The following is a 24,655-nucleotide window of genomic DNA, read 5'->3' on the forward strand; positions in this document are numbered from 1 at the left end:
CGCATGTCGATGGTGAAAACGAGATTCGCAGCAGGCCTGCTCGCGGCCATGATCGTGGGATGCTCCCCATCGCCGGTGGCAGCGTCACCCGACCCGGCGACCGCGGCGGCGAAGAAATGCAAGAACGGTCTTCCGCTGCCCGGCGGAACCTGCATCCGCGTACTTCCCACCGACCCGATTCCCGGTCCTGCCGAAATCCTCCGGGAGGCGCAGAAGAGAATCGGCGATTACGTCGACAAAGTGGGGCAGGGCGGCCGGTTGCCGATGCCCGCGCTGATCGATGCGCTGAAAAATGGAAGAATTCCCGGGATCGACTTCACCGGCGCCCGCCTCGCCGACTGCGACCCGACCACCTGGCACCCCGTCTCGCCACAATTGGTCGACGACATCAAGAAATGCGGCGAGGCGGTGCAGCCATTCGTCGCCTTCCTGCCCGGAACCACAATCGACGAACAACTCGATCTGAACGCCGCACAGAAATTCGTCATCCACCTCGCAGAAACCGGAAAGGGTCTGATCGTACCTATCGCCGAAGTCATCCAGGCATGGAAGGACGACATCGTCCCGTACGCCGACCTGATCGACACGGGGCTGTCCAGCTGCGATCCGAGCGGGTGGCACGACTCCGGGGTGGAACTCGTCCTCGACATCGACAAGTGCCGGCAGGTGGTGCAGACCTATGCCGAGGTGCTGGCCGGAGCGTCGCTGACCGAGAAGATGGGGCTGATCGACTGCGTCGAGCATCCGGAGATGGCCGGCGACATCCGGTGTGACTGGCACTGAGCTTGTCGTTCAACCAGTTCGGCGGGGTTTGGTGCCCTTCTTGTGGTGGGTCGGTCGTTGGTGTGCCTGGCCGGTGACCAGGATGAGTCCTACGTCGTGGCGAGCGGCGGGCTGCCGGTTGCGGGAGCCTGGCGGCCGTCCGGGGCCCGGGCGGCTGGGTTCAGGTGCACGCGCTGGCGAGACGCTGGTCGCGCAGGTTCCGCCCGCCTGGTCCTGCATCGGTAGAGCTGCTCACGGAACCCCGCCAACACATCGATCGCATCCGCCCTGTCCGTCACGACCGCCACGACGAGCGTCGATCGGTGCCCGATACGCCCATCCTCATCGGATGGCGCGCGGTCACCGCCAGCAAGAGCGGAGGCGTGTCCTGCGAACGCACGGATTTGGCTCCTCTCTGTGTCAAGACGTGGTCTGGATTGAGGTTCTAAGATTGCTGTCGGCGGGTTCGGGAAGTGACTTCTCCGAAGAGCCGGTGTAGGGATGAGAGCCGGTCACGCTGGAGTTCGCTGACGTTCCCCGGTGTCCTCCCGGACCCGTCGCCATCGCCGCGGTGGCGTCGTTGATCATCTGTCGGTAGACGATGTCGGACAGGCGCCGTTTCAGTGCCCGCATGGCTTCCATCGACGTCTTCCCCGCTGCTTTCTTGCGGTCGAAGTAGGCGCGGCCTTCGGTCGGACGGCGTAGCTGGACGGTGGCCATGATGTGCAGGACTCGGTTGATCTGCCGATTGCCCGCCCGGGAGAGCCGATGGCGGACCTGGTCGCCGGAGGACGCGTCGATGGGTGCGGTGCCGTTCCAGGAGGCGAAGTGCCCGCGGTCCGGGAAACGGATGACCGCACCGACTTCGATCAGCAGCCGGGCTGCGCCGGACGGGCCGATGCCGTGCAGGTCCATCAGCGTGGTGCCGGTGGCGGCGACCAGATCCTTGAGCTCCTTGTCGGCCTGCTTGGACCGCTGGTAGATCCGCTCAAGGTCAGCGATCAGCTCCGCAGCCACCCGCCGGCGGGCTTTGCCGGCGGCGTCCCGCGGTCGGACGGTGGCCAGCAGTACTTTGGCCTGAGCGGCGGACAGGCTCTTCTTCGCCCCACCGGGGATCAGCTCCAGCAGCAGTTGGTGCAGCTGCGACACCATCCTGGTGTGGTCCTCGCCGAGGGAGCGGCGCCGGTCGGCCAGGATCCGTAGCACGGCCAGTTGTTCATCGTTGACCAGCGGACGCAGCCCGGCCATCCGGGTGCCGACCAGCGCGATGGAGTGCGCGTCGGTAGCGTCTGTCTTACGGCCCTGACCGGTGGCGAACACCCGGGCGCGGGCGGACAGTTTCGGTGGGACGTCGACGACCTGCTCGCCGTCGGCCAGGAGCCGGTTGGCGATGTGCCGGCCGATTCCTTGGCAGCCCTCGATGGCCCAGACCCGGTCTGGCCACTGTTTGGCGTACGTGACCATGTCCTTGTAGCCGTCTCGATCGGTGCCGAACCGGCCGGTGCCCAGGATGGTCTCGTCGCTGGTCATTACCTCGATGGTGGCAGAGCGCTTGTGCGGGTCCATGCCGATGACCACACGCTGCGACCGGTTCATGTATCCCTCCGGTGCTCGATCCGACGGTTCGTCGAGCTGGGAGGGCATCGCTACTTTGAGCTGTGCAAACCTCTCTTGAGCCTCTCCCTGCCCTGTGGCGACGCCCGGGACTGCGCAGGCCAAATGAGAGCCACACCTAGGTGGGCAGCCGAAATGAGAGCGACAGCCCGGACGTCTAGACCGAAGCCTGGCCGGGCCGCGGTCCTAGGGCAATGAAACAAGTAGCCGATAGCCGTGCGTTTGAGGGCGGCGAGCGCGTTCGTCGGGAGCCGGTCGACCGGCGTCGGGAACGTCGGTTACAGTGATCGCCTCAGGTGCTGAGGGGCGCCTGCCCGCGCAAGAGGCTCTCACCCTCATGGCGTACTCATCGTCTCCTCGACAGCCCAATGAGTCGTTTCCGGTCAACGCGGGTGGCCACAGAAGCGCATTGGAGTTGTCATGTCTTCCCTGTTGCCCCTTGCCGTGGTCACCGGTGCCGGCTCCGGTATCGGCTACGCCCTCACGCAGGACCTGCTCACCCGTGGCGTGGAGGTGGTGGCCGTCGACCGCGACACCAGCCGCCTGGACGAGCGCGTCCAGGCGTACGAGTTCGACGTCCGCGACGGTGCCGCTATGCAAGAGCTGGCAGAGTCGCTGTCATCGCGGCCGGTGCACTACCTGTTCGCGAACGCGGGTGTCGGCGTCTCCGGCGATGTGCTGTCCTCGCCGGAGCAAGCGTGGCAGTGGGCCTGGGACGTCAACGTGCTCAGCGTCATCCGTACCCTTCGTCTGTGGTGGCCCCAGTTGGTCGCCGGCCGCGGCAAGGCGGTGGTCACCGTGTCGGCGGCGGCCTTGCAGAGTTACCCGGGCGCGGGCCCGTACCGCGCTACCAAGGCGGCCTTGCTCAGCGCGCTGGAAGGTCTCTACTACCAGGCTCTCGGTGACGGTGTCGGTGTCCACGCCCTCTGCCCTGGTCTCGTACGGACCGACATCACCGAAGTGAACCGCTACGCCGAGGTTGCCCACGCCACGCCCGCCGAGCCCAACCCGTTTGAAAGTTTCATGAGAACCGCGATGCGCGAGGCTGAGCCGGCCGATGCGTTTGCCCGCCGAGTTCTCGATGGCCTCGACAGCGGCGCACCGTTCTACTGGTTCACCCATCCGGAAACCATGGACTGGACCGAAGCGCGCCACCGTGCCGTGGTCGGCGCCGGCACGCCGTTCACCGACTTCGGGGCACTGGCATGAACGCCCTGGTCACCGAACTCAAGACCCGAGCCCGCCTCGCCCTCAACGCCGCCCGCCGGGGCGACTCCAGCCTTCTCGGTCAGTTGCAGGCCCGCTTGGGGCCTGACCCGTTGCCGGTGACCGACTGGCGTCTACGGCACTGCCTGACCCTGGTCGCCAAGAACGCCGGCTTCGCCAGCTGGGACCAGGCGCGGAAAGTACTCGGCGGCGGCGCGCAGATCGGCGACGACCTGGGCACGTTCTGGCATGCGCCACGGTGCACCGGGCTGCTCAGCCACTGGTTTCCCAGCTATTTGCAGGCCAGGACGTTTCTCGCCGACAATGACACATTGGTGCTGTTGCCGTACCGCCGCCACTTCGTCCTCGCCGACCGTGAATACCTGCACGCCATCGGCGTACCCCCCGCCGCGGAACAATGGCGACACACGCGGCGCGACCTTGTCGCCGCCTACGGCACACCGCACTGGGTCGCGCTCGCCCAGCACCGCCTGCACGCTACCCGTAGGCCAGGCCCGTCATCGAGGGGCAAGGAAGGCGATATCGATAAGCCAGCCTGACGAATATCCGGATCCGCCGCAGATAACGCGCGCTCCGCTTCGGTCTCGACACGCACCGGGCCCGCCTACCGGCAGGGAGCGTAGCTGGCCTCGGTGACGGCAGCGGGTCGTCCGCGGCGACCAGGCCGGCTTCAAGGTGCTGCCCCGCCGGTGGATCGTCGAGCGGTCACTGTCCTGGCTGATGGGTGCACGGCGCAACGCCCGAGACTACGAACGCCTCCCGGAGCATTCCGAAGCCCACATCACCTGGGCAGACATCACCCTTATGACCCGCCGGATCACCCGTGCGGATGGTCGGCGGGCCGCCCTGCACAAGCTCGTTGCCGCCTGATCAGCCGGACATCCGAAGACGCGCGGATCGCAGCAGACCCGGACGCGAGCCGGCGTGCAAAGTCTCGGCCCCGGGCCGCCGAGCGTACGGACGGCCCTGCGTGACGCGCGTGGGCGGGTTCAATGGGGTGGCTTGCCGCGGGAAAGGAATTCGAGCACCGACTCGGCCACCGAGCCCGGCGCCTGCTCGGCCTGGTGGTGTCCGCTGTCGATCACGCGGTGCTGAAGTGGTTGGGCGAGCCACGGAGCCCAGATGGCGGCCGGATCGCCGTGGATGTCGAGGTCGTCGTCAGCGGATTCCAGGAGCAATGTCGGGCACATGACCTGCCGTCTGGCCACCCGGTCGGCGTCATCGTGCTCACGGTCAATGCCCAGGCCGGCCCGGTAGTCCTCGCACATTCCGTGGACGACCGCCGGATTGTGAAGGGCTTCCCAGAGATCAGCGTGATTACCGCTGCCCATCTCGGCGGGCTCGGGGGTCGAATACCACGCGTCCGGGTCGGCGCAGATCACGCGTTCGGCGGGCATGTCGGTCTGCCCGAGGAACCACCAGTGCCACCAGGTGCGGGCGAAGACGGCGTCCGTTCGCTCAAGGTGCTCAATGACGGGTAGCCCATCCATGACAACCAGGTGCGAAACCGCGTCCGGGTGGTCCATGGCCGCGCGAAACGCTACCAGAGCCCCACGATCGTGCCCGACCACAGCGAATCGGTCATGACCGAGGTGGGACATCAGTAGTACGACGTCGCGGGCCATCGCCCGCTTGCTCGACTGCGCATGGTCCGGCGCATCCTGCGGAAGCGTCGATCCACCGTATCCGCGCAGGTCGGGCGCCACGACGAGGTGGCTCTCAGCCAGTCTGGGAGCCACCTCGTGCCAGGTCGTATGGGTCCGGGGATGACCATGCAACAGGACTACCGGCGAGCCGGCACCTCCGTACCTGACTCGCAGTGTGACCTCACCCAGGTCCACGCGATCGAGACGGAATCGGTCAAACATCAGTCGGACGCTACCCGCCAGCCGGGCAGCCCGCATCCGCTCATCGGCCGCGCACCCAGCCGAGCCCGGGCGCTGACGCGGGCGTACGCCAATCGGGTTCTGATCCTGGGGTTTCGCCGACAGTGAACGCTGGAAGAGAGCGGGGATCTTTCTAGTTGAGCACGGCAGACTCAACTTTCGGAGGTGCCGGGTGACCAGCAAGCGACTCCCCGTATTGTTCCTAGAAGACATCGTTCTGCTTCCGGGCATGGTCGTCCCGATCGAACTCGACGAGGCCGCCCAGGCCGCCGTCGACGCGGCCCGCACCTCGGCCGGTTCGGAACTGCTCATCGCGCCGCGCCTGGAGGATCGGTACGCCTCGCACGGCGTGGTGGCCAGCGTCCGGCAGGTCGGCAAGTCCCGCGGCGGTGCCCCGGCCGCGGTGTTGCGGACCGGTGTGCGCGCCCGCATCGGCAGCGGCGTGACCGGTCCCGGCGCGGCGCTCTGGGTGGAGGCCGAACCGGTCGCGATCGGCGCGCCGAGTGAGCACGCCCGCGAGCTCGCCGCCGAATACAAGCAGCTGGTGGTCAACGTGCTGCAGCGCCGCGAGGCGTGGCAGGTGATCGAGTCGGTGAGCGCCATCGACGATCCCGGCGACCTGGCGGACACCGCCGGCTGGGCGCCCTACCTGTCCAACGACCGCAAACGCGAGCTGCTGGAGACACCCGATGTGGAGGCCCGGCTGCGGCTGCTGATCGAGTGGACCCGCGACTTCTTGACCGAGTCCGAGGTCAACGACACCATCGAGGCGGACGTCCGCGAGTCCGTCGAGAAGCGCAACCGCGAATACCTGCTCCGCGAGCAGCTCAAGGCGATCCGCAAGGAGCTCGGCGAGGGCGAACCGGACGGCAACGACGACTACCGGGCCCGGGTGGAGGCCGCCGAGTTGCCCGACGCGGTCCGCGAGGCGGCGCTGGGCGAGGTCGGCAAGCTGGAACGCGCCGGCGACCAGAACCCGGAGGCCGGCTGGATCCGGACCTGGCTGGACACGGTGCTCGATCTGCCGTGGACGGTGCGCACCACCGACACCACCGACCTCGGCGCGGCCCGCGCGGTCCTGGACGCCGACCACCACGGCCTGGACGAGGTCAAGGAGCGGATCGTCGAATACCTCGGGATCCGCGCCCGCCGCGAGGAGCGCGGCCTGTCCGTCGTCGGCGGCCGCGGCTCCGGCGCGGTGATCCTGCTGGCCGGCCCGCCCGGCGTCGGCAAGACCTCGCTCGGCGAGTCGGTCGCCCGGACCCTCGGCCGCAAGTTCGTCCGGGTCGCCCTCGGCGGCGTCCGCGACGAGGCGGAGATCCGCGGACACCGCCGGACCTACGTCGGCGCCCTGCCCGGCCGGATCGTGCGCGCCATCCGGGAGGCCGGCTCGATGAACCCGGTGGTGCTGCTCGACGAGGTGGACAAGGTCGGCAGCGACTACCGCGGCGACCCCGCGGCGGCACTGCTGGAGGTGCTCGACCCGGCGCAGAACCACACCTTCCGCGACCACTACCTCGATCTCGACCTGGACCTGTCCGACGTGCTCTTCATCGCCACCGCGAACGTCCTGGAGACGATCCCGCAGGCGCTGTTCGACCGGATGGAGCTGATCTCCATCGACGGGTACACCGAGAACGACAAGGTCGCCATCGCCCGCGACTTTCTGGTGCCCCGGCAGCTGGAGCGGGCCGCCCTCCGGGAGGGCGAGGTGACCGTCACCGACGACGCCCTGCGCGAGATCGCCGCCAATTACACCCGGGAAGCCGGCGTACGCTCGTTCGAGCGCCTGCTCGCCAAGGCGTTCCGCAAGGTGGCCCTCGGGCAGCTGCCGGCCACCGTCGAGGCCGGCGACCTCAAGGACCTGATCGGCCGGCCCCGGTTCACCCCCGAGTCGGGCGAGCGCACCGCGGTCCCCGGCGTGGCCACCGGTCTCGCCGTCACCGGGATGGGCGGCGACGTGCTCTACATCGAGGCGTCGCTGCTGCCCGGCGACAAGGGCGGGCTGTCGGTCACCGGGCAGCTCGGCGACGTGATGAAGGAGTCGGCGCAGATCGCCCTCTCCTACGTCCGGGCGCACGCCGAGGAGCTCGGCATCTCGCCGGAGCAGCTGGACCATCCGATCCACCTGCACGTGCCGGCCGGCGCGGTGCCCAAGGACGGGCCGTCCGCCGGTGTCACGATGACGACGGCACTGGTGTCGCTGCTGCTCGGCCGCAACGTGCGCGCCGAGGTGGGGATGACCGGCGAGGTGTCGCTGACCGGCCGGGTCCTGCCGATCGGCGGGGTGAAGCAGAAGCTGCTCGCCGCCCAGCGGGCCGGTCTCACCGAGGTGTACCTGCCGCGGCGCAACGAGCCCGACCTGGACGATGTCCCGGCCGACGTCCTCGCGGCGCTGACCGTGCACGTCGTCGCGGACGTGCGGGAGATCCTCGCCTCCGCGCTGGAGCCGGTCTCCACCGGCGTCGCCGCGGCGGCCTGACCGGCGGGTGCGCCGGAGCCGCACGGCTCCGGCGCACCCCGCCGTCAGGCGGCGTTGAGCCGGTAGGACCGCGGCTCCCGGTGGGTGATCACCCGGTCGGCGAGCCCGTAGGCGACCGCGTCCTGCGCCGACAGGGCCAGCTTGCGGTCGGTGTCCTCGCGGATCTTGGTGGCCGGATGTCCGGTGTGCTCGGCCAGGATCTGGTCCATCTCGGCCCGCACCCGGGCCACCTCCTTGGCCTCCACCGCCAGGTCCGGCAGGGTGCCCCGGGCCTGGCTGGACATCTGGTGCAGGGTGACCTTGGCGTGCCGCAGCACCGAGCGTTTGCCCGGCGTGCCGGCCGCCAGTAGCGCCGCGGCCGACGACGCGGCCTGCCCGACGCAGATGGTGGCGATGTCGCAGCGGACGAAGTTCATGGTGTCGTAGATCGCCGTCAGCGCGCTGAACGAGCCGCCGGGGGAGTTGATGTACAGCCCGATCTCCTGCTCCCCGCTGGACTCCAGGTGGATCAGCTGGGCGATCACCACGTTGGCGACCCCGTCGTCGATCTCGGTGCCGAGGAAGATGATCCGGTCCGCCAGCAGCCGTGAGTAGACGTCGAAGGCGCGCTCCCCGCTCGGCGTCTTCTCCACCACCGTCGGGATCGTGTACTGGCTCATGCGCTCAGTCCCATCGGCTGGCGGGCCATTTCCGGGCGTACGTCGTCCACGCTGTCGATGATGTGGTCGATCAGGCCGTACGCCCGTGCCTCCTCGGCGGTGAACCAGCGATCGCGGCGGCTGTCCAGCTCCACCGTGTCGTACGGCTGGCCGGTGTGCTCGGCGGTCAGCCGCAGCAGCATCTGGCCGAGCCGTTCCAGCTGGTTGGCGTAGATCTCCACGTCCGCCGCGGTGCCACCGAAGCCGGCCGAGCCCTGGTGCATCAGGACCTGCGCGTGCGGCAGCGCGAACCGCTTGCCGGGGGTGCCGGCGGTGAGCAGGAACTGGCCCATGCTGCCGGCCAGCCCGAGGGCGAGGGTGCTGACGTCGTTGGGGATCAGCCGCATGGTGTCGTAGATGGCCAGCCCGGCGGTGACCGACCCGCCGGGCGAGTTGATGTACAGGCTGATCGTGCTCTGCGGGTCCTCGGCGGACAGCAGCAGCAGTTGCCCGCAGATCCGGTTGGCGATCGGGTCGTCGACCTCGGCCCCGAGCACGATGATGCGCTGGTGCAGCAGCTGGACGGCTACCTGGTCGTCGACGGAACCACTGATGGCCTGTTGCATGGCCTTCTCCTTCGGATAGGTCGGACGGGCCGCCTTCACCCTCGCGGGGAAGGCGGCCGTCCGCCCAGCCGATCTGCGGTCAGCAGACCCGCTCTGCCCTCAGCAGAGGCCGGCGTGCCGACCAGGCAGTGGCGGCGCCGGTGACCGTGTCACCGGACCCACTTCTGGTTGTCGCCGCCGTTGCAGGTCCAGATCTCCAGCCGGGTGCCGTTGGCCGTGCCCTGGGCTGTCGCGTCCAGGCACTTGCCAGAGCCGACGCCGACGACGGTGCCGTCCGGGTTCACGTTCCACTGCTGGTTGGCGCCGCGGTTGCAGTCCCAGATCTGCACCTTCGCGCCGTCGGTTGTGCTCGCGCCGTCGACGTCGAGACACTTGGCGCCGTACACCTGAAGTTGCTTCGCGTCCGTCAGGGTGAAGTTCTGGTTGCTGCCGCCGTTGCAGTCCCAGAGGGCGACCTGGGTGCCGTTGGTCTGTGCGGCGCCGGGCACGTCGACGCAGCGACCGGACTGGACGCCGCGCAGGGTGCTGAGGACCGGGCCGGTGTTCGGGGTGACGCTCAGGTTGTCGAACTGGTCGGTCTGGTAGCCGACGACGCCCACGCCGGCCTGGCCGCTGCCGTAGGAGAAGTCGTTGGCCGTGCCGAGCGTCGTGTTGTCGATGCTCGCGGTGATCTGGCTGCCGGAGAAGCCGAGCTTGAGGTTGTGCCAGCTGTTGAGTCCGAGGGCGGCGCGGGTGCCGGAGGCGAGCGTGGTGTCGGTGTTGCCGGTGGTGTGCTTGACGATCGCCCAGCCGCCGTTGTTGTTGACCCGCAGCTGGTAGGCGGCCTGCCGGTTCTGCGGCCGGTTCTGGGTGTTGGCCCGGCCGAGCAGGGTGACGGTGCCGGCCTGCTGCATGTTCACGTCCAGGCCGACCGTGTAGTTCGTCCAGCCGGCGTCGCCGAACAGCGTGAACGCGTCGCTGTCGTCCTGCCAGTTGATCGGCCGCTGCGGCGTGACCTGCTGCAGGCAGATCCCGGACCGCCCGGCCGAGCAGGCGCGCGTCTCGAACGAGCCCTGCATGTCCTCGGTGTAGCGGGGCAGCTTGCGCACCGCGTACCCGTCGAAGTCATCGGTGTAGGGCAGGGCGAGACCGTGCGGGGCCGGGCCGGCCGCGGTGCCCTTGGCCTGCCCGGTCGTGGTGGTGACGGTGTAGATCCGGTTCGGCTGCAGGGTCAGCGTGTAGGAGCCGCCGGACGGCGTGACGTCGGCCTGCCTGACGAACCAGTCGGCGGTGTCCGGCGAGCCCATGTCGGTCGACCAGACGTGCACGGTGCCGGTGCTCAGCCCGCCCGAGACGGTGACGTTCACGGTCTGCGCGGCGGTGCTGCCACTGGTCTCGTAGATCGTGCTGTAGTCACTGTTGTTCGTCGACTTGAGCGACACGTAACTGCCGTTGGCCCGGTTGCCGCCGAGATAGCCGCTCGCCGAGCTGTTGAGGTAGCGCCAGCCGGGCTTGGTGAACTGGGCGTAGTGCGCGTTCGCCCAGAGGTTCCGGCCGACGCGATAGGCCCCGGACCAGGGCGAGCCGGCGTCCATCAGGCCCACCGTGGCGTACGGGAGATTGGGGGTGATGGCGGCGATCAGCGGCCAGTTCAGGTATCCGGTGATCTCCGCGTCGAGATAACCCCGATTGACGGTACGGATGTAGGGCACCACCCCGGCGTTGTCGTCCTGGGAGCCGAACTCGCTGGCCCACAACGGCTTTCCGCTGCCGCGCGCGTTGCCGGTGGTGCTGCACGAGTCGGCCTGCGACAGGTACCCGCACACGTAGTGGTTGCCGAGCACGCCGACCGCGTTCTTGAGCGCCAGATCCGCGGCGAACTCGTCGGCCATGCCCCAGCCGCTGTCGTCACCGACGATCCGCACCGACCCGTAGCCGGCGTTGTCCAGCCCGGTCCGCAGGTTCTTGTACCAGGTGCTGTCGTGCCCGCGCTCGTTCCAGCCACCCAGGTAGCTGATCGTGAGTCCGTGCCGCTTGGCGCAGTTCAGCCACGAGATGTCGTAGTCGATCATGTCCGAGGACCAGAAGTTCCCGCCGCCGATCCAGCCGGGCGCGGTCCACGGCAGGGCGACCAGCTTGAGGTCCGGATTGCGGGCGACGGCCTGTTCGCCCAGCCAGAACTCGTAGCCGGCGTCGCAGTTGACGTCGCCGCGCACGTGCTGGTGGCTGGGCTCGGAGCCGTCGGTGGAGTTCCCGTCGCCGCCGATCTCCAGCTTGAGCAGCTGGACGGCGGCGCCGTAGTCCGGCTTGAACAGGTAGTCCAGGATCTGGGTGCGTTGCGGCTCGGGGTAGTCGATGAGCAGGCGGGAGTTGCCGCCGCCACCGCTGATCGCTCCGACGCCGTCGAAGGTGCGACCGGCGACCGTGCCGTTGATCGCGATGGTGGTGACGGCGGCCGCGGCGGGGGCCGGAGCCGCCACGCTGCCGATGGTGACCGCGGCGACCACGGCCATGACCAAGTGACGCATGAGTCACTCCTCGGGGAAGCCCGCGTGTGATAACGATCGACAATGTCGCATCATGGTTGGTTGCGGGTATCCCGAAGCCTTTCGCCTCCGCATGCATCTGTCAACGTCGATGTCTTACGGAAGGTCGAGCGGTTCGCCACCGTCGCCGAACGGTCACTTCGCATCGTTGAGTGGTTGCGTTGAAGTGTGTGCAGTCAAGTCGGTACCGGCGGCCGATCGCTGCGCGCACGTCGGTCCGTGCCCGGGCCGGCCCGGCCCGCTCGGCGGTGACCGGGGCGCCTGATGCGAGCGTGCCTGTCCAGTAGCGGCTCCTGATGGCCGACCGAGATGGTTTGTGGGTTGCCACGGCTTCTTCGGACACGGTTCCCGGCCGGTGTCCACGTCCGCTTCGACAACGCCGGCGACGGACAGTTCCGCGGGCGGCAGCGGTGTGGACCAAATGGTGGCGCCGCGAATCGGGGCTTGACTCTCACCTCGTGTCAGGCCGGAAGGTACGAGCATGACGCGCACTGTCGAAGAGTTCGCCGGCCTGCCGCTGCTGACCGGCTGCACGGCGGAGATGGCAGCCGGGGAAGGGTCAATCATGCGCTGGACCGGGTGGCCTTCTTGATCGATGAAACGGATCTCGCCGTCGCCGGGAAGGCATCGTTGGTCGTCCCGGCGATCCGGTTTTCCGCGTCCATTCTGGTGGGGCTGCTGGCCGGCCTGGTGCTGCAGATCTTCACCCTGGCTTTCCTGGGCCGGCTGGGCGAGGACGCGCTCTACGTGCGTGCGATATATACCCCGATCGGATTTCTGGTCCTGGCCGTCACCGAAGGGCTCGTGGTCGCCACGCAGGTATCGGCGGGAATCGCGACGCGCTCGGGGCGGCGCGACACCCTCCGGCCGTTGCCGACCTTCCTGGTGCTGGGCGGCGGCGCGTTGATCCTCACCGCCGGGGTGTTCGCCGCCGCGGCGACCCCGATCCTGAACGCGCTCGAGGTCGATCCGGCGGACCGCGGGGCAGTGCTGATCTTCGTGGTCGCGGTCTGTCTGGCTACGGTGGTGAGTCTGGTGCCGCTGGCCGGGGGCGCGGTGCTGCGAGGCATGGGACGCACGGTCGCGTCGTCGGTCCTCGCGGTCGGATTCACCGTCGTGTCCATCGGGGCCATGGTGGTGCTGCGAGTCTGGACGGACCTGGGCATGCTCGCGGTGCCGGGCGGCACGCTGACAGCCGGCGTGGTCGCCGGCGCCGCGTCATGCTGGCTGCTGCGCGGGCACCCGGCCGCCAGTTCCTGGTTCCGGCGGGACGCGGCGGCGGAACTGTGGAGGTTCGGAGCGCCGGTGGCGGTCACTTTCCTGATGCTGTCCTCGGTGAACTTCGGTTACCTGCGGGTGCTCCGCGACGCCACCAGCGCGGACATCGCCGGATTCAATCTGGGGCAGGGCGCGAGTTCCCTCTTCATGGTGGTGGCGATCGCGGTCGGGTCCGGCACGGCCATCGTCGCGAACCTGCGACAGGGGGAGGTGCGGCGGCCGATCGACGCGGCCGGCCTGAGCGCCGCCGTGCGAATCTCCCTCCCGGCCTACGCGGGGATCGGCATCCTGGCCGTCGTGCTGCGCGATCCGCTGAGCCGGCTGCTCGCCGCGGACGAGGACGTGGCGCGGACGACCGCCGACTACTTCCTGTGGATGGGGCCGACGTACGCGGTCTTCGGCGGGACCCTGGCCGTGCTGACCTACCTGGAACAGGTGGGCCGGGCGCGGACCGCGCTCCTGCTCAACGCCGTCTACTTCGCGGTGCTGTTGGTGATCGCGTTTCTGCTTCCTCAGCCGGTCGGCAGCAACACGCTGACGAAACTGCTGGCGATCAGCAACGTCGCCGGGTTTCTGACGTGCTGGCAGAGTGCCCGATATCTGATCGATCGCGGCCGCCGGTAAGCGGGGAAGCGGGCGCTCACCGCCTGAACCTCACGGGTGGGTGGGCTCCGAGCTGACCGGGGAGAGGAAGAACTCGGCGAGGGCGTCGATCAGGTGTTTCGGAGCGCGATTCAGGGCGTCGTGATTCGCGCGCGGCACCACCAGGGTGCGGGCGTGCGGCATGACTGCGGCCAGGGCCTCGTTGGTCGGCGGCCAATAGGGCGGCCCGTCGGCGCCGCTGGCGAGCAGCACCTCCGCCTGGACGCCGGCCCACTGCCCCGGTGGACCGTCGAAACGGTGGATCAGCGCGGTCTCGTCGAGCGTGGTCGGCAGCAATTCGCCCATGGTGCGGCCGATGGGCGTACGCAAGAAGAGCTTGCACATGGCGATGCGCAGGGCGAGTGGCAGGCGGGAGGACGCCGATTCGGTGTGGACGCCGGCACCGACGATCGCCATGGCGCGGGCGATGTCGCCGGCGTCGGCTGCCTGCCGGGCGGCGGGCAGCCACCGGTACGAACCGATGCCGTCGACCTGGACGGCCGCGTCGTAGAGGGCGAGCCGGGCGATCGGCAGCCGGCGGGCGGCGGCGCGCAGAGCGATGAAGCCGCCGCCGCTGTGGCCGATCACGTTCCCGGCTCCGGTGTGCGCCAGCAGGGCCGCGAGGTCGTCGATGTCCTGCTCGCCGTCGTAGGGCTCGGCGCGGGCGGCGGCGTCGGCGCGGCCGCGGCGGTTGTAGAGGTGCACGGTGAAGCGGTCGGCCAGCCGGCGCGCGGTGCGCCGGTACATCTCGATGGTGACACCGCCGCCGTGGACCACGACGAGGCCGGGCCCGGCGCCGGTCGAGTGGAGCACGATCTCGGCGCCGTCGGCCGCCGGGACTCGCTGGATGGTCCAGTGCTGATCCATCTCACCCTCCCTAGAAACTGCGAACGTAGTTCGCGGTTTTAGAGTGTAGCGGTGACGACACCCGCTGAACCAGTGCGGCAGTCCGTGTGGACGCGACCGGCCAGAGGTACGCGTGGACCGGCGCCCGCGCACTCCCGGGACGAGATAGTGCGTGCCGCGATCGCGATGGCGGACGCCGACGGCATCGGCGCGGTCTCCATGCGGGCGGTCGCGGGCGCGCTGAACACCGGCGCCGGGACGCTCTACCGCTACCTGTCGTCCCGCGACGACCTGCTCGACCTGATGGCCGATCAGGCGGCGGGGGAGCTGCTGCCGTACCCGGAGATCTCCGGTGATTGGCCGGACCTGATGCTGCGGGTCGCCCGGGGGCAACTGGACCTGTACCGCAGGCATCGGTGGCTGGTGGAGATCATGCCGCGGCCGACCGCGTTCGGACCGCGTTCCCTGGCGTGGTTCGACCACTGCCTGGGAATTCTGCGGCCGGTCCCGGCCGCGACGGCCGCCAAGTTCGAGGCGATCGCGATGATGACGGGTGTGGTGACGCTCTTCGCCCGCGGTGAGTCGCGCGGTGAGTCCGGCGGATCGCCGGCCGGCTTCGGCGGGATGGACCTGGCGGCGTTCCCGAACCTGCTCGCCGCCCTCACCACGCCGTCACCGCCGCCGGCCGGACGCGATCTGTTCGACGTGACGGTGCGCGGCGTCCTGCGCGCAGTCCTGGGTCAGGGCTGAGCGCGCCGGGTGATCGTGCGGTGGTAGACAATGTGGCCGATGATCGCCGGCCTCGTCCCATCCCAGCCCGCGGGAGCAGATCGAGTCAAACCCTCTTCGCGTACGTGTCAGCGCGCCGCCCGCCGCACGAGCGGTCGGCCGGCGCGATCGGGACGCGCGATCGTACCGAAGCTCCGCGGTTGATCGAACCGCACCACCACAGCGCGGCCGCCGGCGGCGCGTACTGAAAGGCAGCACCAGCTCATGCCCAACCTCATGGTGATCATCGGCTCCACCCGCCCCGGCCGGGCGGGCCTGCCCATCGGCCAGTGGTTCGCCGACTTCGCCACCAAGCACGGCGGCTTCGACGTGCAGGTGGCCGACCTCGCCGAGATCGGCCTGCCGCTGCTGGCCGACCCGCACCACCCGCGGCTGAAGAAGTACGTGCACCAGCACACCTGGGACTGGAGCGCCAAGGTGGAGTCCGCCGACGCGTTCGTGATCGTGACCCCGGAGTACAACTACGGGTATCCGGCCGCGGTGAAGAACGCGCTGGACCACCTGTCGCAGGAGTGGGCGTACGCGCCGGTCGGGTTCGTCTCCTACGGCGGGATCGCGGCCGGCACCCGGGCGGTGCAGCAGCTCAAGCAGGTCGTCACCACGCTGCGGATGCTGCCGGTCTTCGAGAGCGTCAACATCCCGTTCCACGCGCCGTTGATCGCCGACGGGGTGTTCACGCCCGCCGGCTCCACCGAGGACGCGGCGACAGCGATGCTGGACGAGCTGGTCAAGGTGGAGGCCGGGGTGCGGCAGCTGCGGTCCGGGGTCCGGGCGGGCTGACCGTCACCTCGCGCGGGCGTGCGCACCGTACGCCCGCGCGAGCGTGCGGAACGCCTCCTTCGGCGCCCAGTGCCAGTCGGAGCCGGGGTCGCCGGGCCGGTCCCTGATCGGTTTGACGATGGCGTAGCTGGCCATGTCCAGGTCGTAGCGGCGCTCGCGGCGGTGCTCGGCCTCCGGGGTGACGAAGGTGTACGCCAGCGCGGCGTACAGGTTCAGCGACTCGAACGCGGCGAGGACGTTCGCCAGGTAGCGGGCCTGGGTGCGCTCGCTGCGTACCAGGCCGGCCTGCACCTCGGGCGGTTCCTTGGTGTAGTCGACGGCCTGCCATCCCAGGCCGCCCCGCTCGGGTGCGCCCGCGAAGGTGCAGGTGCCGAACTCCAGGACGGCCAGCGGCTTGCCGGGGCGCAGGTGGCGCCGGATGTCGCGCACGTAGCCGGCGTGGTCCGGGAAGTATCCGTAGTAGTCGAGGCCGACGATGTCGAAGAGGTCCCAGTCGACGTCCTCGTCCTCGGCGGCGGCGTAGGTCAGCCGGCCGTGGAACACCGCCCGGCCGGTGGCGGCGGCGCGTGCGGTGAAGCGCCGCAGGCGGCGGACCATCTTCTCCGGGTCGAAGGTGCCCTTGCGCAGGTTCTCGATGCGTTCCAGGGCGTTGTCGCCGGGGACGATCCCCGGTACGTACAGCACGAACTCGCAGCCGACGCTCAGGTGGACGGCGGCACCCTGGCGGCGCAGGCGTTCGGCGACGCGGCCGGTTTCGGCGAGGTGGTCGAGGATCTCCGCGGCCGGTCGGTCGCCGAGTGTCGGTTCCAGCCAGACGTGCAGCCCGCGCTGTGCGGCCTCGGTGGCGGTGGCGGCGAGCCGGTCGACGCCGGTGCCGGTCACCTTCACCGTGCCGGCGTGCAGATCGTGCCGGATGGCCCGGAGGTCGCGGCGCATGCGGTGGGCGTTCCAGGTGTCGTCGATCTCGTAGACGACGCCGCGCAGCCGCAGGCCGCGTCGTGTCGCACCGGTCGCGGCGGCGGACGGGAGCAGTGCCGCGCCACCCGCCGCCGCGGCCAGGCCGAGAAACTGTGCTCGATTAAGACCCATGCGTCACAGCCTCGGGTACGGCCCGGTGCGGCGGCGACGGCCGATGGTCTATCCGGCGCCGACCAAGGTATACGGCTCGGCCGCCCGGGAGGCATTCAGCGGCGATACATCGCCGGCGTGCTGCCGACGGCGTCGCGGGTGGGTCAGCGGGTCGCTCGGTGACGGGCCGGCACCCGGTCGTACGGTAGCGGAGTGACGCGTGCCGTGAGCATCGAGAACCTGGGGGCCTGGCTGCTCAAGGCCAACGGCGTGAGCTCCGACATCGCCCAGGTGGCCGCGCGCCGGCAGCCGGTCCGGACCTGGTGCGTGCGGCCGGGCTATCGCGCCGATCTGATGGCGGCCGGGCAGCCGGCGCTCCTCTGGGTCAGCGGTGATCGCCGCCGGGTGACCCCGGGCATCTGGGCGGTCGGCGAGTTGAGCGGCCGGCCGGCGGTGTCCGGCGGCAAGCTGCGCGTGCCGCTGGCGTTGCGCTGGCTGGACGAGGACCGGCGGGTGCACCGGGACACCGTGCGGGCCGACGGGGAGCTCGCCGCGCTGGAGGTGCTGCGGCAGCCGCAGGGTGCCAACCCGTCCTTCGTCACCGCCGAGCAGATGGTCGTGCTCCGGGCGTACCTGCCGGCCTGAGCCCGTCGGTCAGCTCCGGTCGCCGGCGGCCGGCGGACCGCGCGGACCGGGCAGCGCGGCTCGGCCGTTCGGGCGGCTTCGGTCGGCGGCCGGAGGATCTGAGGAGGGAAACGTTGCGGTTCGGGAGTGCCCTGCCGACGGTGCGGGCCGACTTCACCACGAGCGGCAACGCGAGGAGCCCCCATGTACCTGACCGGAACCGGTAGCAGCACCGCGATGCGTATCGCCGCCTACCAGGCGCAGGCGCTGATGGCTGTCGACCAGTCCACGGCCCGGATCGCCTCCAGCCGACGGTTCACCTCGTTCGCCGAGGACTCGGTGGCCGCCACCGTGGAGATCTCGCTGCGCACCCAGCGGGGCGCGGCCACCCTCTACCTGCGGGCGACGCAGGACGCGGTGACCACAGCGGACGCGGCGTCGGCCGGGCTGCAGACGGCGTCCGACCTGCTCATCGAGCTGCGCAACGACGTCCTAGCGCTGAACGCCGCCGACCCGGCCTCGGTCAGCGCGGTGCAGGAGCAGGTCGACACGCTGACCGCTGAGCTGACCCGGATCAGCGCGACCACCACCGCGGCGGACGGCACGAAGCTGCTCGACGGCTCGATCGCGTCGACCCCGCTGTCGTTCAAGGTCGCCGGCACCGGCAGCGCGTCGGACGACGTCCAGCTGACCGCGATCGCCGTCGACGCCGCCCACCTGGGCACCGGCCCGCTGAAGCTGGACTCCATCGACTTCACCGCCGGCTCGCCGACCACCCAGAGCGATGCCCTGGCGGCGATCGACGCGGCGCAGGCGGCGGTCACCGCGAGCCTCGCCTCGACCGGCGGCGTGTCGGCCGCGATGGGCTACCACGCCTCGGCGATCGGGAGCCAGATCAGCGGGCTCGACTCGGGGCTCGACACGATCAGCGGCCTGGACGTCGCCCAGGAGACCGTCACCCTGACCGCCGCCCAGCTGCGCGCCGAGGCGGCCTCGGCGATGCTGGCCCAGGTCAACAACCTGCAGCTGTCGATGGTGCGGCAGCTGCTGATGGCGCCGTGAGCGGTGGTCACGCCCGCTCGGCGGCCGGTTTCCGGCCGCTCTCGGGAAACAACAGCAGGGCGCCGACGAGAAAGCACAGCGCACCCAGCGCGGTGCCGGTGTTCACCACGGCCGGGCCGCGCTCGCTGCCGGCCGACGGGATGACGTACGACGCCACCGCTGCCGCCGCGAAGGCCAGGCAGCCGAGCAGGTTCACGCCGGCGATCGCCGACTCCAGCGTTCTGTCCGGCAGGGCCAGCAGGTGCCCGGTGACCTCGGCGTAGGCCAGGTAGCCGGAGAGCAGGAAGCAGAGCGAGCCGAGGGCGTCCGGCCGCCACACCAGGCGGTCGTAGCCGGGCGAGTCCAGCCCGACCGACAGCGCCCGGAACGTGGTCACGTTGAAGAACAGCGTCCCGGCCAGCTGCAGGCCGCAACTCCACCAGTCGATCCGGCGTGGCTCGAAGGTCAGCAGCCGCCACCGGTGCCCGGCCGCCGGCCGGCCGGGTGCGCGGCTGGTGTTGATCGTCTCCAGCCATTGCAGACCGGCCGCCGAGGTGAACAGCAGCGACCCCACGAAGAAGACCGTGCCGTCCGCGGCCGGGCCGGCGAGCCGGAGAAACGCCGGGAGCGGAGCGACGAGGAAACACAGCGACCCCGCGGCGAAGAGCACGGCGATCCACCAGGACGCCCCGGACAGCCGGGAGGCGTGCTTGCGGTGACCGCGGGAGGACCATACGACGGTACGCCCGTCGGAGCGCCGATAGGTGACGTGCGTGAGGAACGGGCCGACGTGGCGGTGCCGGGCCGTCGACCACTCGGCCGGCGTCGTCGGATAGCGGGTCGCGTCCATGGACAAGTCCATCCCGGCGGTGCCCGCTGCCGCGTCACCCCGGCCGGATGAGGCGCCGGCCCGCCCGGCGCGTGCCGCCGGCCGGGCCGGGCTCGGGCGTCACCCCTTGACCGCTCCGGTGAGCCCGCCGACGATGCGGCGCTCGAAGAGGCTGAAGAAGATCAGTGCCGGGATCATCGACAGCGAGGTGAACGCCAGCACCTTCGCGGTGTCCACCGAGTACTGCGAGGCGAACGCCTGCACACCCAGCGGCAGCGTGAAGGTGTCCGGGTCGTTGAGGATGAACAGTGGCAGCAGGTAGCTGTTCCAGCTGTTGACGAACGCCAGGATGCCGGTGGTGATCAGCCCGGGCACGGACAGCGGCAGCACCATCCGCCAGAAGAAGCCGAGCCGGCTGCACCTGTCGATGGCGGCCGCCTCCTCGATCTCCTTGGGGATCGCGCGCAGGAACGGGACCAGGATGATGATCGTCGTGGGCAGGCCGAAGGCGATCTGCGGGAGGATGACGCCGGGCAGGGTGTTCACCAGCCCGATGGTCTTCACCAGGATGTACAGCGGAGTGATGGCGACGGTGACCGGGAACATCAGGCCGGCGGCGAACAGCGCGTACATCGCGCCGCGGCCGCGGAAGCGGTATCGCGCCAGCACGTAACTGGCCATCACCCCCAGTACGACCACACCGGCGGTGGTGGCGAGCGCAACCATCGTCGAGTTGCCGACCTGGCGCCAGAACGTACCGCTGGTCAGTACGCCGGTGTAGTGGTCCAGCTGCCACGGGTCCGGCAGGCCGGCCGGGTCGGTGGTGATCTGCGAGTTGGTCCGGAACCCGCCGATGATGATGTAGACGACCGGCCCGAGCATCAGGCCGACCAGCAGCAGGGCGCCGACGTAGACGATCGGGTTGCCCCAGGTGCTGTCTTTCCTGCCGGCCATGCCTACTGTCCTCCGGTGAGCGCGCCGTCGGTGTCCCGGCGCAGAACGAAACGCTGGTACAGCAGCGCGATGGTCATGGAGACGGTGAACAGCACGACGGCGACCGCGCTGCCGTACCCGTAGTTGCTCGCGTTGCGGCCCTCGTTGACCATGTAGGTGACCATCGTCGAGGTGCCGGCGGTGGACGCCACGTACTGGCCCCAGATGATGTAGACCATGTCGAACAGCTGCAGCGCGCCGATGATCGACAAGAAGGCCCAGATCCGGATGGTCGGCCCGAGCAGGGGCAGCGTGATGCGCCGCTGGATCTGCCAGTAGGACGCGCCGTCCACCGCCGCCGCCTCGGCCAGTTCCTCCGGGATGTTCTGCATGCCGGCCAGGAAGAGGATCACCGCGAACCCGATGTACTTCCAGGTCAGGATCATTATCAGGGTCCAGAGGGCGAGTTTCGGGTTCGCCAGCCAGTCCTGTGCCAGCCAGCCGAGACCCATCGATCGCAGTACGCCGTTGACCGCGCCGTTGGCCTGTAGCAGCAGCGCCCACGCCGTCCCGGCGATGACCTCGGCGATCACGTACGGCACGAAGATCAGCACGCGGATCGCCGAGCGGCCCCGGATCCGCTGGTTGAGCAGCAGCGCGAGGCCGATCGCGATCGGCCCCTGGAACACCAGCGAGAGGACCAGGATCAGGCCGTTGTGCCACAGGGCCTCGCGGAACGCGGTGTCCTGCAGGATGGTCCGGTAGTTGTCGAGGCCGACGAAGTTGGTCGGCGGCCCGAAGCCCTTCCACTTGTAGAAGCCGTAGTAGGCGGCCAGCAGCACCGGGAAGATCACGAACGCGAGGAACACCAGGATCGCCGGGCCGGACAGCGCCGCGATCTCCAGGCGCTGCGCCCAGCCGATGCCGCGCCGGCGGGGACGCGCCGGAGGCGGCTGCTGGCCACCTCCGGCGCGTACCCGGTCGGCCACCAGGAAGCTGCCGGCCACTCTCAGCCCTTCTTGGCCGCGTCGTTCACGGCCTGGATGATCCCGGCGACGTCACCCTTGCCGGCCAGCAGGTTCACCACGCCGACGTTCAGGGCGTTGCCGACGTTCTGCCCGTAGAGGGTGTCGAGCCACTGCGAGACGTACGGCGCCTTGTTGTAGGCGTCGAGGACCGCCTTGAGGTACGGCTCGGTGACCGCCGCCTGGGCCTCCTTGTTGACCGGCAGCGAGTTGAAGCCCTTGTAGAAGCCCACCTGCACATCCTTGGTCAGGATGTAGTTGAGGAAGTCGGTGCACTCCTTCGGGGCGTCCGCCGCGCACGAGTAGCCGTCCGTGCCGCCCATCACCGCGGCCGGGTCGCCCTGCCCGCCGGGAACCGCCGGGAACGGGAAGAAGCCGAGGTCGGGCAGCGGCTTGGTGTCCTTGGTCAGCGACGCGATCACGCCGGGGTCCCAGGCGCCCATCAGTTCCATGCTCGCCTTGTGGTTGGCCAGCAGGCCGGCCGAGCTGCCCGCGCCCTGCTGCGCCGAGGTGGTCAGGAACCCCTCGTTGAACGGCTTGGTGTCGGCGAACGCCTTGAGCTGCTCACCCGCCTTCGTCCAGCACGGGTCGTCGAAGGTCTTGCTCTTGGCGGTGGCGTCCAGGGTGGCCTGGCTGCAGGCGCGCAGGGCGAAGAAGTAGAACCAGTGGGCGGCCGGCCAGGCGTCCTTGGCACCCAGGGCGATCGGTGTGCCGTTGGCCTTCAGCTTGGTCACCGCGGCGTTGAGGTCGTCGATCGTCGCCGGGGGAGTGGTGACGCCGGCCTTCTGGAACAGGTCCTGGCTGTACCAGAGCCCGCCGGGCAGGATCGAGACCGGTACGGCGTACGCCTTGCCGTCGATCTGCCCGGTCTTCAGGGCGGCCTCGCCCACCGCCTGCTTGCTCTCCGCGCTGATGTCGCCGGTGATGTCCTTGAGCTGGCCGGCCTCGACCATGGCGGCCATCTTGCCGCCGCCGCGCTGCAGGAAGATGTCCGGCGCGGACCCGGAGTTCAGGGCGGTCTGCAGTTTGCCGTCCAGGTCCTCGTTCTGGATCGACGACATTTTGATCTTCACGTTCGGGTGGGCGGTCTGGAAGTCCGCGACGGTCTTCTCCCAGAACGCCTTGCCCGGACCGGTGGTGGAGTTCTGCCACAGCTCCATGGTGACGTTGCCGCCCGCGTCGGCGTCGTCGTCGCCGCCCCCGCAGGCGGCCAGCCCCACAGCGCTCAACGCCAGCACGGTAGTGGCGACGGCGAGGGTCCTCTTCAATGCCATGAAAGTCTCACCTCTCGAAACCGAAAGTTTCGAAGTTGTTTCGGTAGATGGCGCTCAAGCTATGAAGCGGCGCATCGAGCTGTCAAGATATTGCTCTGATCAAGTTGGCGGCCGGCGTATGACGGAAGGCCTGTCCGGAAGGGGATCTTCGCCGTCGGTCGTCACGACGGTGCGCCGCGCCCCGCCGTCGTAAGTTGTGGAATTTTTACCGAAACTATCGGTGACTCTGGGAAAGGCAATTCGATGACCATCGACGCCGTCGTCAATCTGGACCTCGACGGACCCCGGATCAGCAGGCACCTCTACGGGCACTTCGCCGAACATCTGGGTCGCTGCGTGTACGGCGGGTTCTACGTCGGCGAGGACTCCGCGCTGGCGCACGAGGGCGGCATCCGCCTGGATGTGGTGCAGGCGCTGCGCGACCTGGGCATCCCGAACCTGCGCTGGCCGGGCGGGTGCTTCGCCGACGAGTACCACTGGCGCGACGGCATCGGCCCGAAGGATCGGCGGCCGGTCATGGTGAACACGCACTGGGGCGGGGTCGAGGAGAACAACCACTTCGGCACGCACGAGTTCATGGCGCTCTGCGAACTGCTCGGCGCCGAGCCGTACATCAGCGGGAACGTCGGCTCGGGCACGGTCCGCGAGATGAGCGAGTGGGTGGAGTACCTGACCCGCGGCGGTGACTCACCGATGGCCCGGCTGCGCGCGGCCAACGGGCGCGCCGAACCGTGGCGGGTCCGGTTCTGGGGACTGGGCAACGAGGCGTGGGGCTGCGGCGGGAACATGACGGCTGAGCACTACGCGCAGGAGGCCCGCCGGTACGGCACCTACTGCCGCGACCACGGCGACAACCGGCTCTACAAGATCGCCGCGGGTGCCAACGGCGGCGATTACGCCTGGACCGAGACGCTGATGCGGCAGATCGGGCACCTGGGCTGTCAGCACATCGACGGTACGCCCTACCACGCGCTGTCCCTGCACTACTACACGATCACCGGGCCCACCTGGGAGGACAAGGGTTCCGCCACGGCGTTCTCCACCGACGAGTACTACGCGACGATGGTGTCCGCGGCGCGCGTCGAGGAGCTGATCGCCGGGCACGCGGCGGTGATGGACTGTTACGACCGGGCCAGGACCATCGGGCTGGTCCTCGACGAGTGGGGCACCTGGTTCGACGTCGAGCCGGGCACCAATCCCGGCTTCCTGTACCAGCAGAACACCCTGCGCGACGCGCTGGTGGCGAGCGTGCACTTCGACGTCTTCCACAGGTACGCCGACCGCCTCGTGATGGCCAACATCGCGCAGACGGTGAACGTGCTGCAGGCCATGATCCTGACCGACCCCGACTCGGACGCGATGGTCCGCACCCCGACCTACCACGTCTTCGCGATGAACCGCGGGCATCACGACGCGACCTCGCTGCGCGTGGACCTGCGCACCGCGCCGCCGTCGCGCCGGGTCGGTGACGCCACGCTCACCACCGTGTCGATGTCGGCCAGTCGCAAGGACGGCCGGCTGCTGGTGTCGCTGTCGAACCTGGACGCCGCCGAGCCCGCCGACGTGACCATCGACCTGCGCGGCGGGACCGTCGAGGCGGTCGCCGCGCGGATCCTGACGTCCGGCGCGGTCCAGGACCACAACACGCCGCAGGCGCCCGAGACGGTCGCGCCCCAGCCGTACGACGGGGCGTCGGTGACTGGCGGCAAGCTCTCGGTGCACCTGCCGCCGCACTCGTTCGTCACCGTCAGCGGTGCGCTGTGAGC

General features: G+C 69.6%; 21 protein-coding genes and 2 pseudogenes. 11 read left to right on the forward strand and 12 right to left on the reverse strand.

Features of this window, described 5'->3' with window-relative positions:
- Positions 1-3: 3 nt before the first annotated feature.
- Positions 4-783: a hypothetical protein gene (locus tag Actob_RS21045; protein WP_284922028.1), complete on the forward strand. Its 780-nt coding sequence runs from the start codon at positions 4-6 to the stop codon at positions 781-783.
- 9 nt (positions 784-792) lie between these two features.
- Here the strand turns inward: Actob_RS21045 and Actob_RS21050 are convergent.
- Positions 793-975, reverse strand: a pseudogene (locus Actob_RS21050) (NF041680 family putative transposase); the annotation flags it as partial.
- A 207-nt stretch (positions 976-1,182) separates the two neighbouring features.
- Positions 1,183-2,292: an IS110 family RNA-guided transposase gene (locus Actob_RS21055; RefSeq protein WP_284920015.1), complete on the reverse strand. Its 1,110-nt coding sequence runs from the start codon at positions 2,290-2,292 to the stop codon at positions 1,183-1,185.
- A gap of 504 nt (positions 2,293-2,796) precedes the next feature.
- Here Actob_RS21055 and Actob_RS21060 point away from each other — a divergent pair.
- The 3 genes and pseudogenes from Actob_RS21060 to Actob_RS21070 all read left to right on the forward strand — a co-directional run.
- Positions 2,797-3,585 (forward strand): SDR family NAD(P)-dependent oxidoreductase, encoded by a 789-nt coding sequence (locus Actob_RS21060; RefSeq protein WP_284922029.1) that lies wholly within the window; start codon positions 2,797-2,799, stop codon positions 3,583-3,585.
- Positions 3,582-4,142, forward strand: coding sequence for a hypothetical protein (locus Actob_RS21065; protein WP_284922030.1), 561 nt, complete (start codon positions 3,582-3,584; stop codon positions 4,140-4,142). Before Actob_RS21060 ends, Actob_RS21065 begins: the two co-directional genes overlap by 4 nt.
- Positions 4,143-4,275: 133 nt before the next feature.
- Positions 4,276-4,428: pseudogene (locus Actob_RS21070) on the forward strand (IS5-like element IS4811 family transposase); the annotation flags it as partial.
- 164 nt (positions 4,429-4,592) lie between these two features.
- Here Actob_RS21070 and Actob_RS21075 read toward each other — a convergent pair.
- Positions 4,593-5,471 carry an alpha/beta fold hydrolase gene (locus Actob_RS21075; protein WP_284922031.1) on the reverse strand — a complete coding sequence of 293 codons (879 nt, stop codon included), beginning with the start codon at positions 5,469-5,471 and terminating at the stop codon, positions 4,593-4,595.
- A gap of 247 nt (positions 5,472-5,718) precedes the next feature.
- Here Actob_RS21075 and lon point away from each other — a divergent pair, with 247 nt between their 5' ends.
- Positions 5,719-7,971: an endopeptidase La gene (gene lon / locus Actob_RS21080; protein WP_284922032.1), complete on the forward strand. Its 2,253-nt coding sequence runs from the start codon at positions 5,719-5,721 to the stop codon at positions 7,969-7,971.
- A gap of 44 nt (positions 7,972-8,015) precedes the next feature.
- Here the strand turns inward: lon and Actob_RS21085 are convergent, their stop codons facing one another.
- From Actob_RS21085 to Actob_RS21095, 3 genes are all read right to left on the reverse strand, one after another.
- Positions 8,016-8,630 carry a ClpP family protease gene (locus Actob_RS21085; RefSeq protein WP_284922033.1) on the reverse strand — a complete coding sequence of 205 codons (615 nt, stop codon included), beginning with the start codon at positions 8,628-8,630 and terminating at the stop codon, positions 8,016-8,018.
- Complete coding sequence (locus Actob_RS21090; RefSeq protein WP_284922034.1) at positions 8,627-9,235, reverse strand: ClpP family protease; 609 nt, start codon at positions 9,233-9,235, stop codon at positions 8,627-8,629. Before Actob_RS21090 ends, Actob_RS21085 begins: the two co-directional genes overlap by 4 nt.
- A 149-nt stretch (positions 9,236-9,384) precedes the next feature.
- A complete protein-coding gene (locus Actob_RS21095; protein WP_284922035.1) occupies positions 9,385-11,742 on the reverse strand; it encodes a ricin-type beta-trefoil lectin domain protein in 2,358 nt (785 codons plus the stop codon).
- Positions 11,743-12,339: 597 nt separating this feature from the next.
- Here Actob_RS21095 and Actob_RS21100 point away from each other — a divergent pair.
- Positions 12,340-13,662 (forward strand): MATE family efflux transporter, encoded by a 1,323-nt coding sequence (locus Actob_RS21100; protein WP_284922036.1) that lies wholly within the window; start codon positions 12,340-12,342, stop codon positions 13,660-13,662.
- Between the two features lie 30 nt (positions 13,663-13,692).
- On the opposite strand, the gene Actob_RS21105 is transcribed toward Actob_RS21100, so the two are convergent.
- On the reverse strand, positions 13,693-14,547 hold the full coding sequence (locus Actob_RS21105) for an alpha/beta fold hydrolase (RefSeq protein WP_284922037.1): 855 nt from the start codon (positions 14,545-14,547) through the stop codon (positions 13,693-13,695).
- Positions 14,548-14,694: 147 nt separating this feature from the next.
- Here Actob_RS21105 and Actob_RS21110 point away from each other — a divergent pair, with 147 nt between their 5' ends.
- Together Actob_RS21110 and Actob_RS21115 are read left to right on the forward strand one after the other, a co-directional pair.
- The gene (locus Actob_RS21110; protein ID WP_284922038.1) at positions 14,695-15,276 is read left to right on the forward strand and encodes a TetR/AcrR family transcriptional regulator; all 582 of its coding nucleotides are present in this window, start codon (positions 14,695-14,697) and stop codon (positions 15,274-15,276) included.
- A gap of 243 nt (positions 15,277-15,519) precedes the next feature.
- Positions 15,520-16,095 (forward strand): NADPH-dependent FMN reductase, encoded by a 576-nt coding sequence (locus tag Actob_RS21115; protein ID WP_284922039.1) that lies wholly within the window; start codon positions 15,520-15,522, stop codon positions 16,093-16,095.
- A 3-nt stretch (positions 16,096-16,098) separates the two neighbouring features.
- On the opposite strand, the gene Actob_RS21120 is transcribed toward Actob_RS21115, so the two are convergent.
- Positions 16,099-17,184 (reverse strand): hypothetical protein, encoded by a 1,086-nt coding sequence (locus tag Actob_RS21120; protein WP_284922040.1) that lies wholly within the window; start codon positions 17,182-17,184, stop codon positions 16,099-16,101.
- Positions 17,185-17,376: 192 nt separating this feature from the next.
- Here Actob_RS21120 and Actob_RS21125 point away from each other — a divergent pair, with 192 nt between their 5' ends.
- Positions 17,377-17,808 (forward strand): hypothetical protein, encoded by a 432-nt coding sequence (locus tag Actob_RS21125; RefSeq protein ID WP_284922041.1) that lies wholly within the window; start codon positions 17,377-17,379, stop codon positions 17,806-17,808.
- A gap of 183 nt (positions 17,809-17,991) precedes the next feature.
- On the forward strand, positions 17,992-18,849 hold the full coding sequence (locus tag Actob_RS21130; RefSeq protein ID WP_284922042.1) for a flagellin: 858 nt from the start codon (positions 17,992-17,994) through the stop codon (positions 18,847-18,849).
- Positions 18,850-18,856: 7 nt separating this feature from the next.
- Here the strand turns inward: Actob_RS21130 and Actob_RS21135 are convergent, their stop codons facing one another.
- The 4 genes from Actob_RS21135 to Actob_RS21150 form a co-directional block, all read right to left on the reverse strand.
- Complete coding sequence (locus tag Actob_RS21135; protein ID WP_284922043.1) at positions 18,857-19,678, reverse strand: hypothetical protein; 822 nt, start codon at positions 19,676-19,678, stop codon at positions 18,857-18,859.
- 99 nt (positions 19,679-19,777) lie between these two features.
- Positions 19,778-20,611, reverse strand: a complete 834-nt coding sequence (locus Actob_RS21140; protein WP_284922044.1) for a carbohydrate ABC transporter permease — start codon at positions 20,609-20,611, stop codon at positions 19,778-19,780.
- A gap of 2 nt (positions 20,612-20,613) precedes the next feature.
- The gene (locus Actob_RS21145; protein WP_284922045.1) at positions 20,614-21,597 is read right to left on the reverse strand and encodes a carbohydrate ABC transporter permease; all 984 of its coding nucleotides are present in this window, start codon (positions 21,595-21,597) and stop codon (positions 20,614-20,616) included.
- Between the two features lie 2 nt (positions 21,598-21,599).
- Entirely contained in the window at positions 21,600-22,889 is a 1,290-nt protein-coding gene (locus Actob_RS21150; RefSeq protein WP_284922046.1) for an ABC transporter substrate-binding protein, read from the reverse strand.
- Positions 22,890-23,132: 243 nt separating this feature from the next.
- Here Actob_RS21150 and Actob_RS21155 point away from each other — a divergent pair, with 243 nt between their 5' ends.
- Positions 23,133-24,653 carry an alpha-N-arabinofuranosidase gene (locus Actob_RS21155; RefSeq protein WP_284922047.1) on the forward strand — a complete coding sequence of 507 codons (1,521 nt, stop codon included), beginning with the start codon at positions 23,133-23,135 and terminating at the stop codon, positions 24,651-24,653.
- The last annotated feature ends 2 nt before the right edge of the window (positions 24,654-24,655 follow it).

This window comes from Actinoplanes oblitus, from assembly GCF_030252345.1.
In the GTDB taxonomy this organism is placed as follows: Bacteria; Actinomycetota; Actinomycetes; order Mycobacteriales; family Micromonosporaceae; genus Actinoplanes; species Actinoplanes oblitus.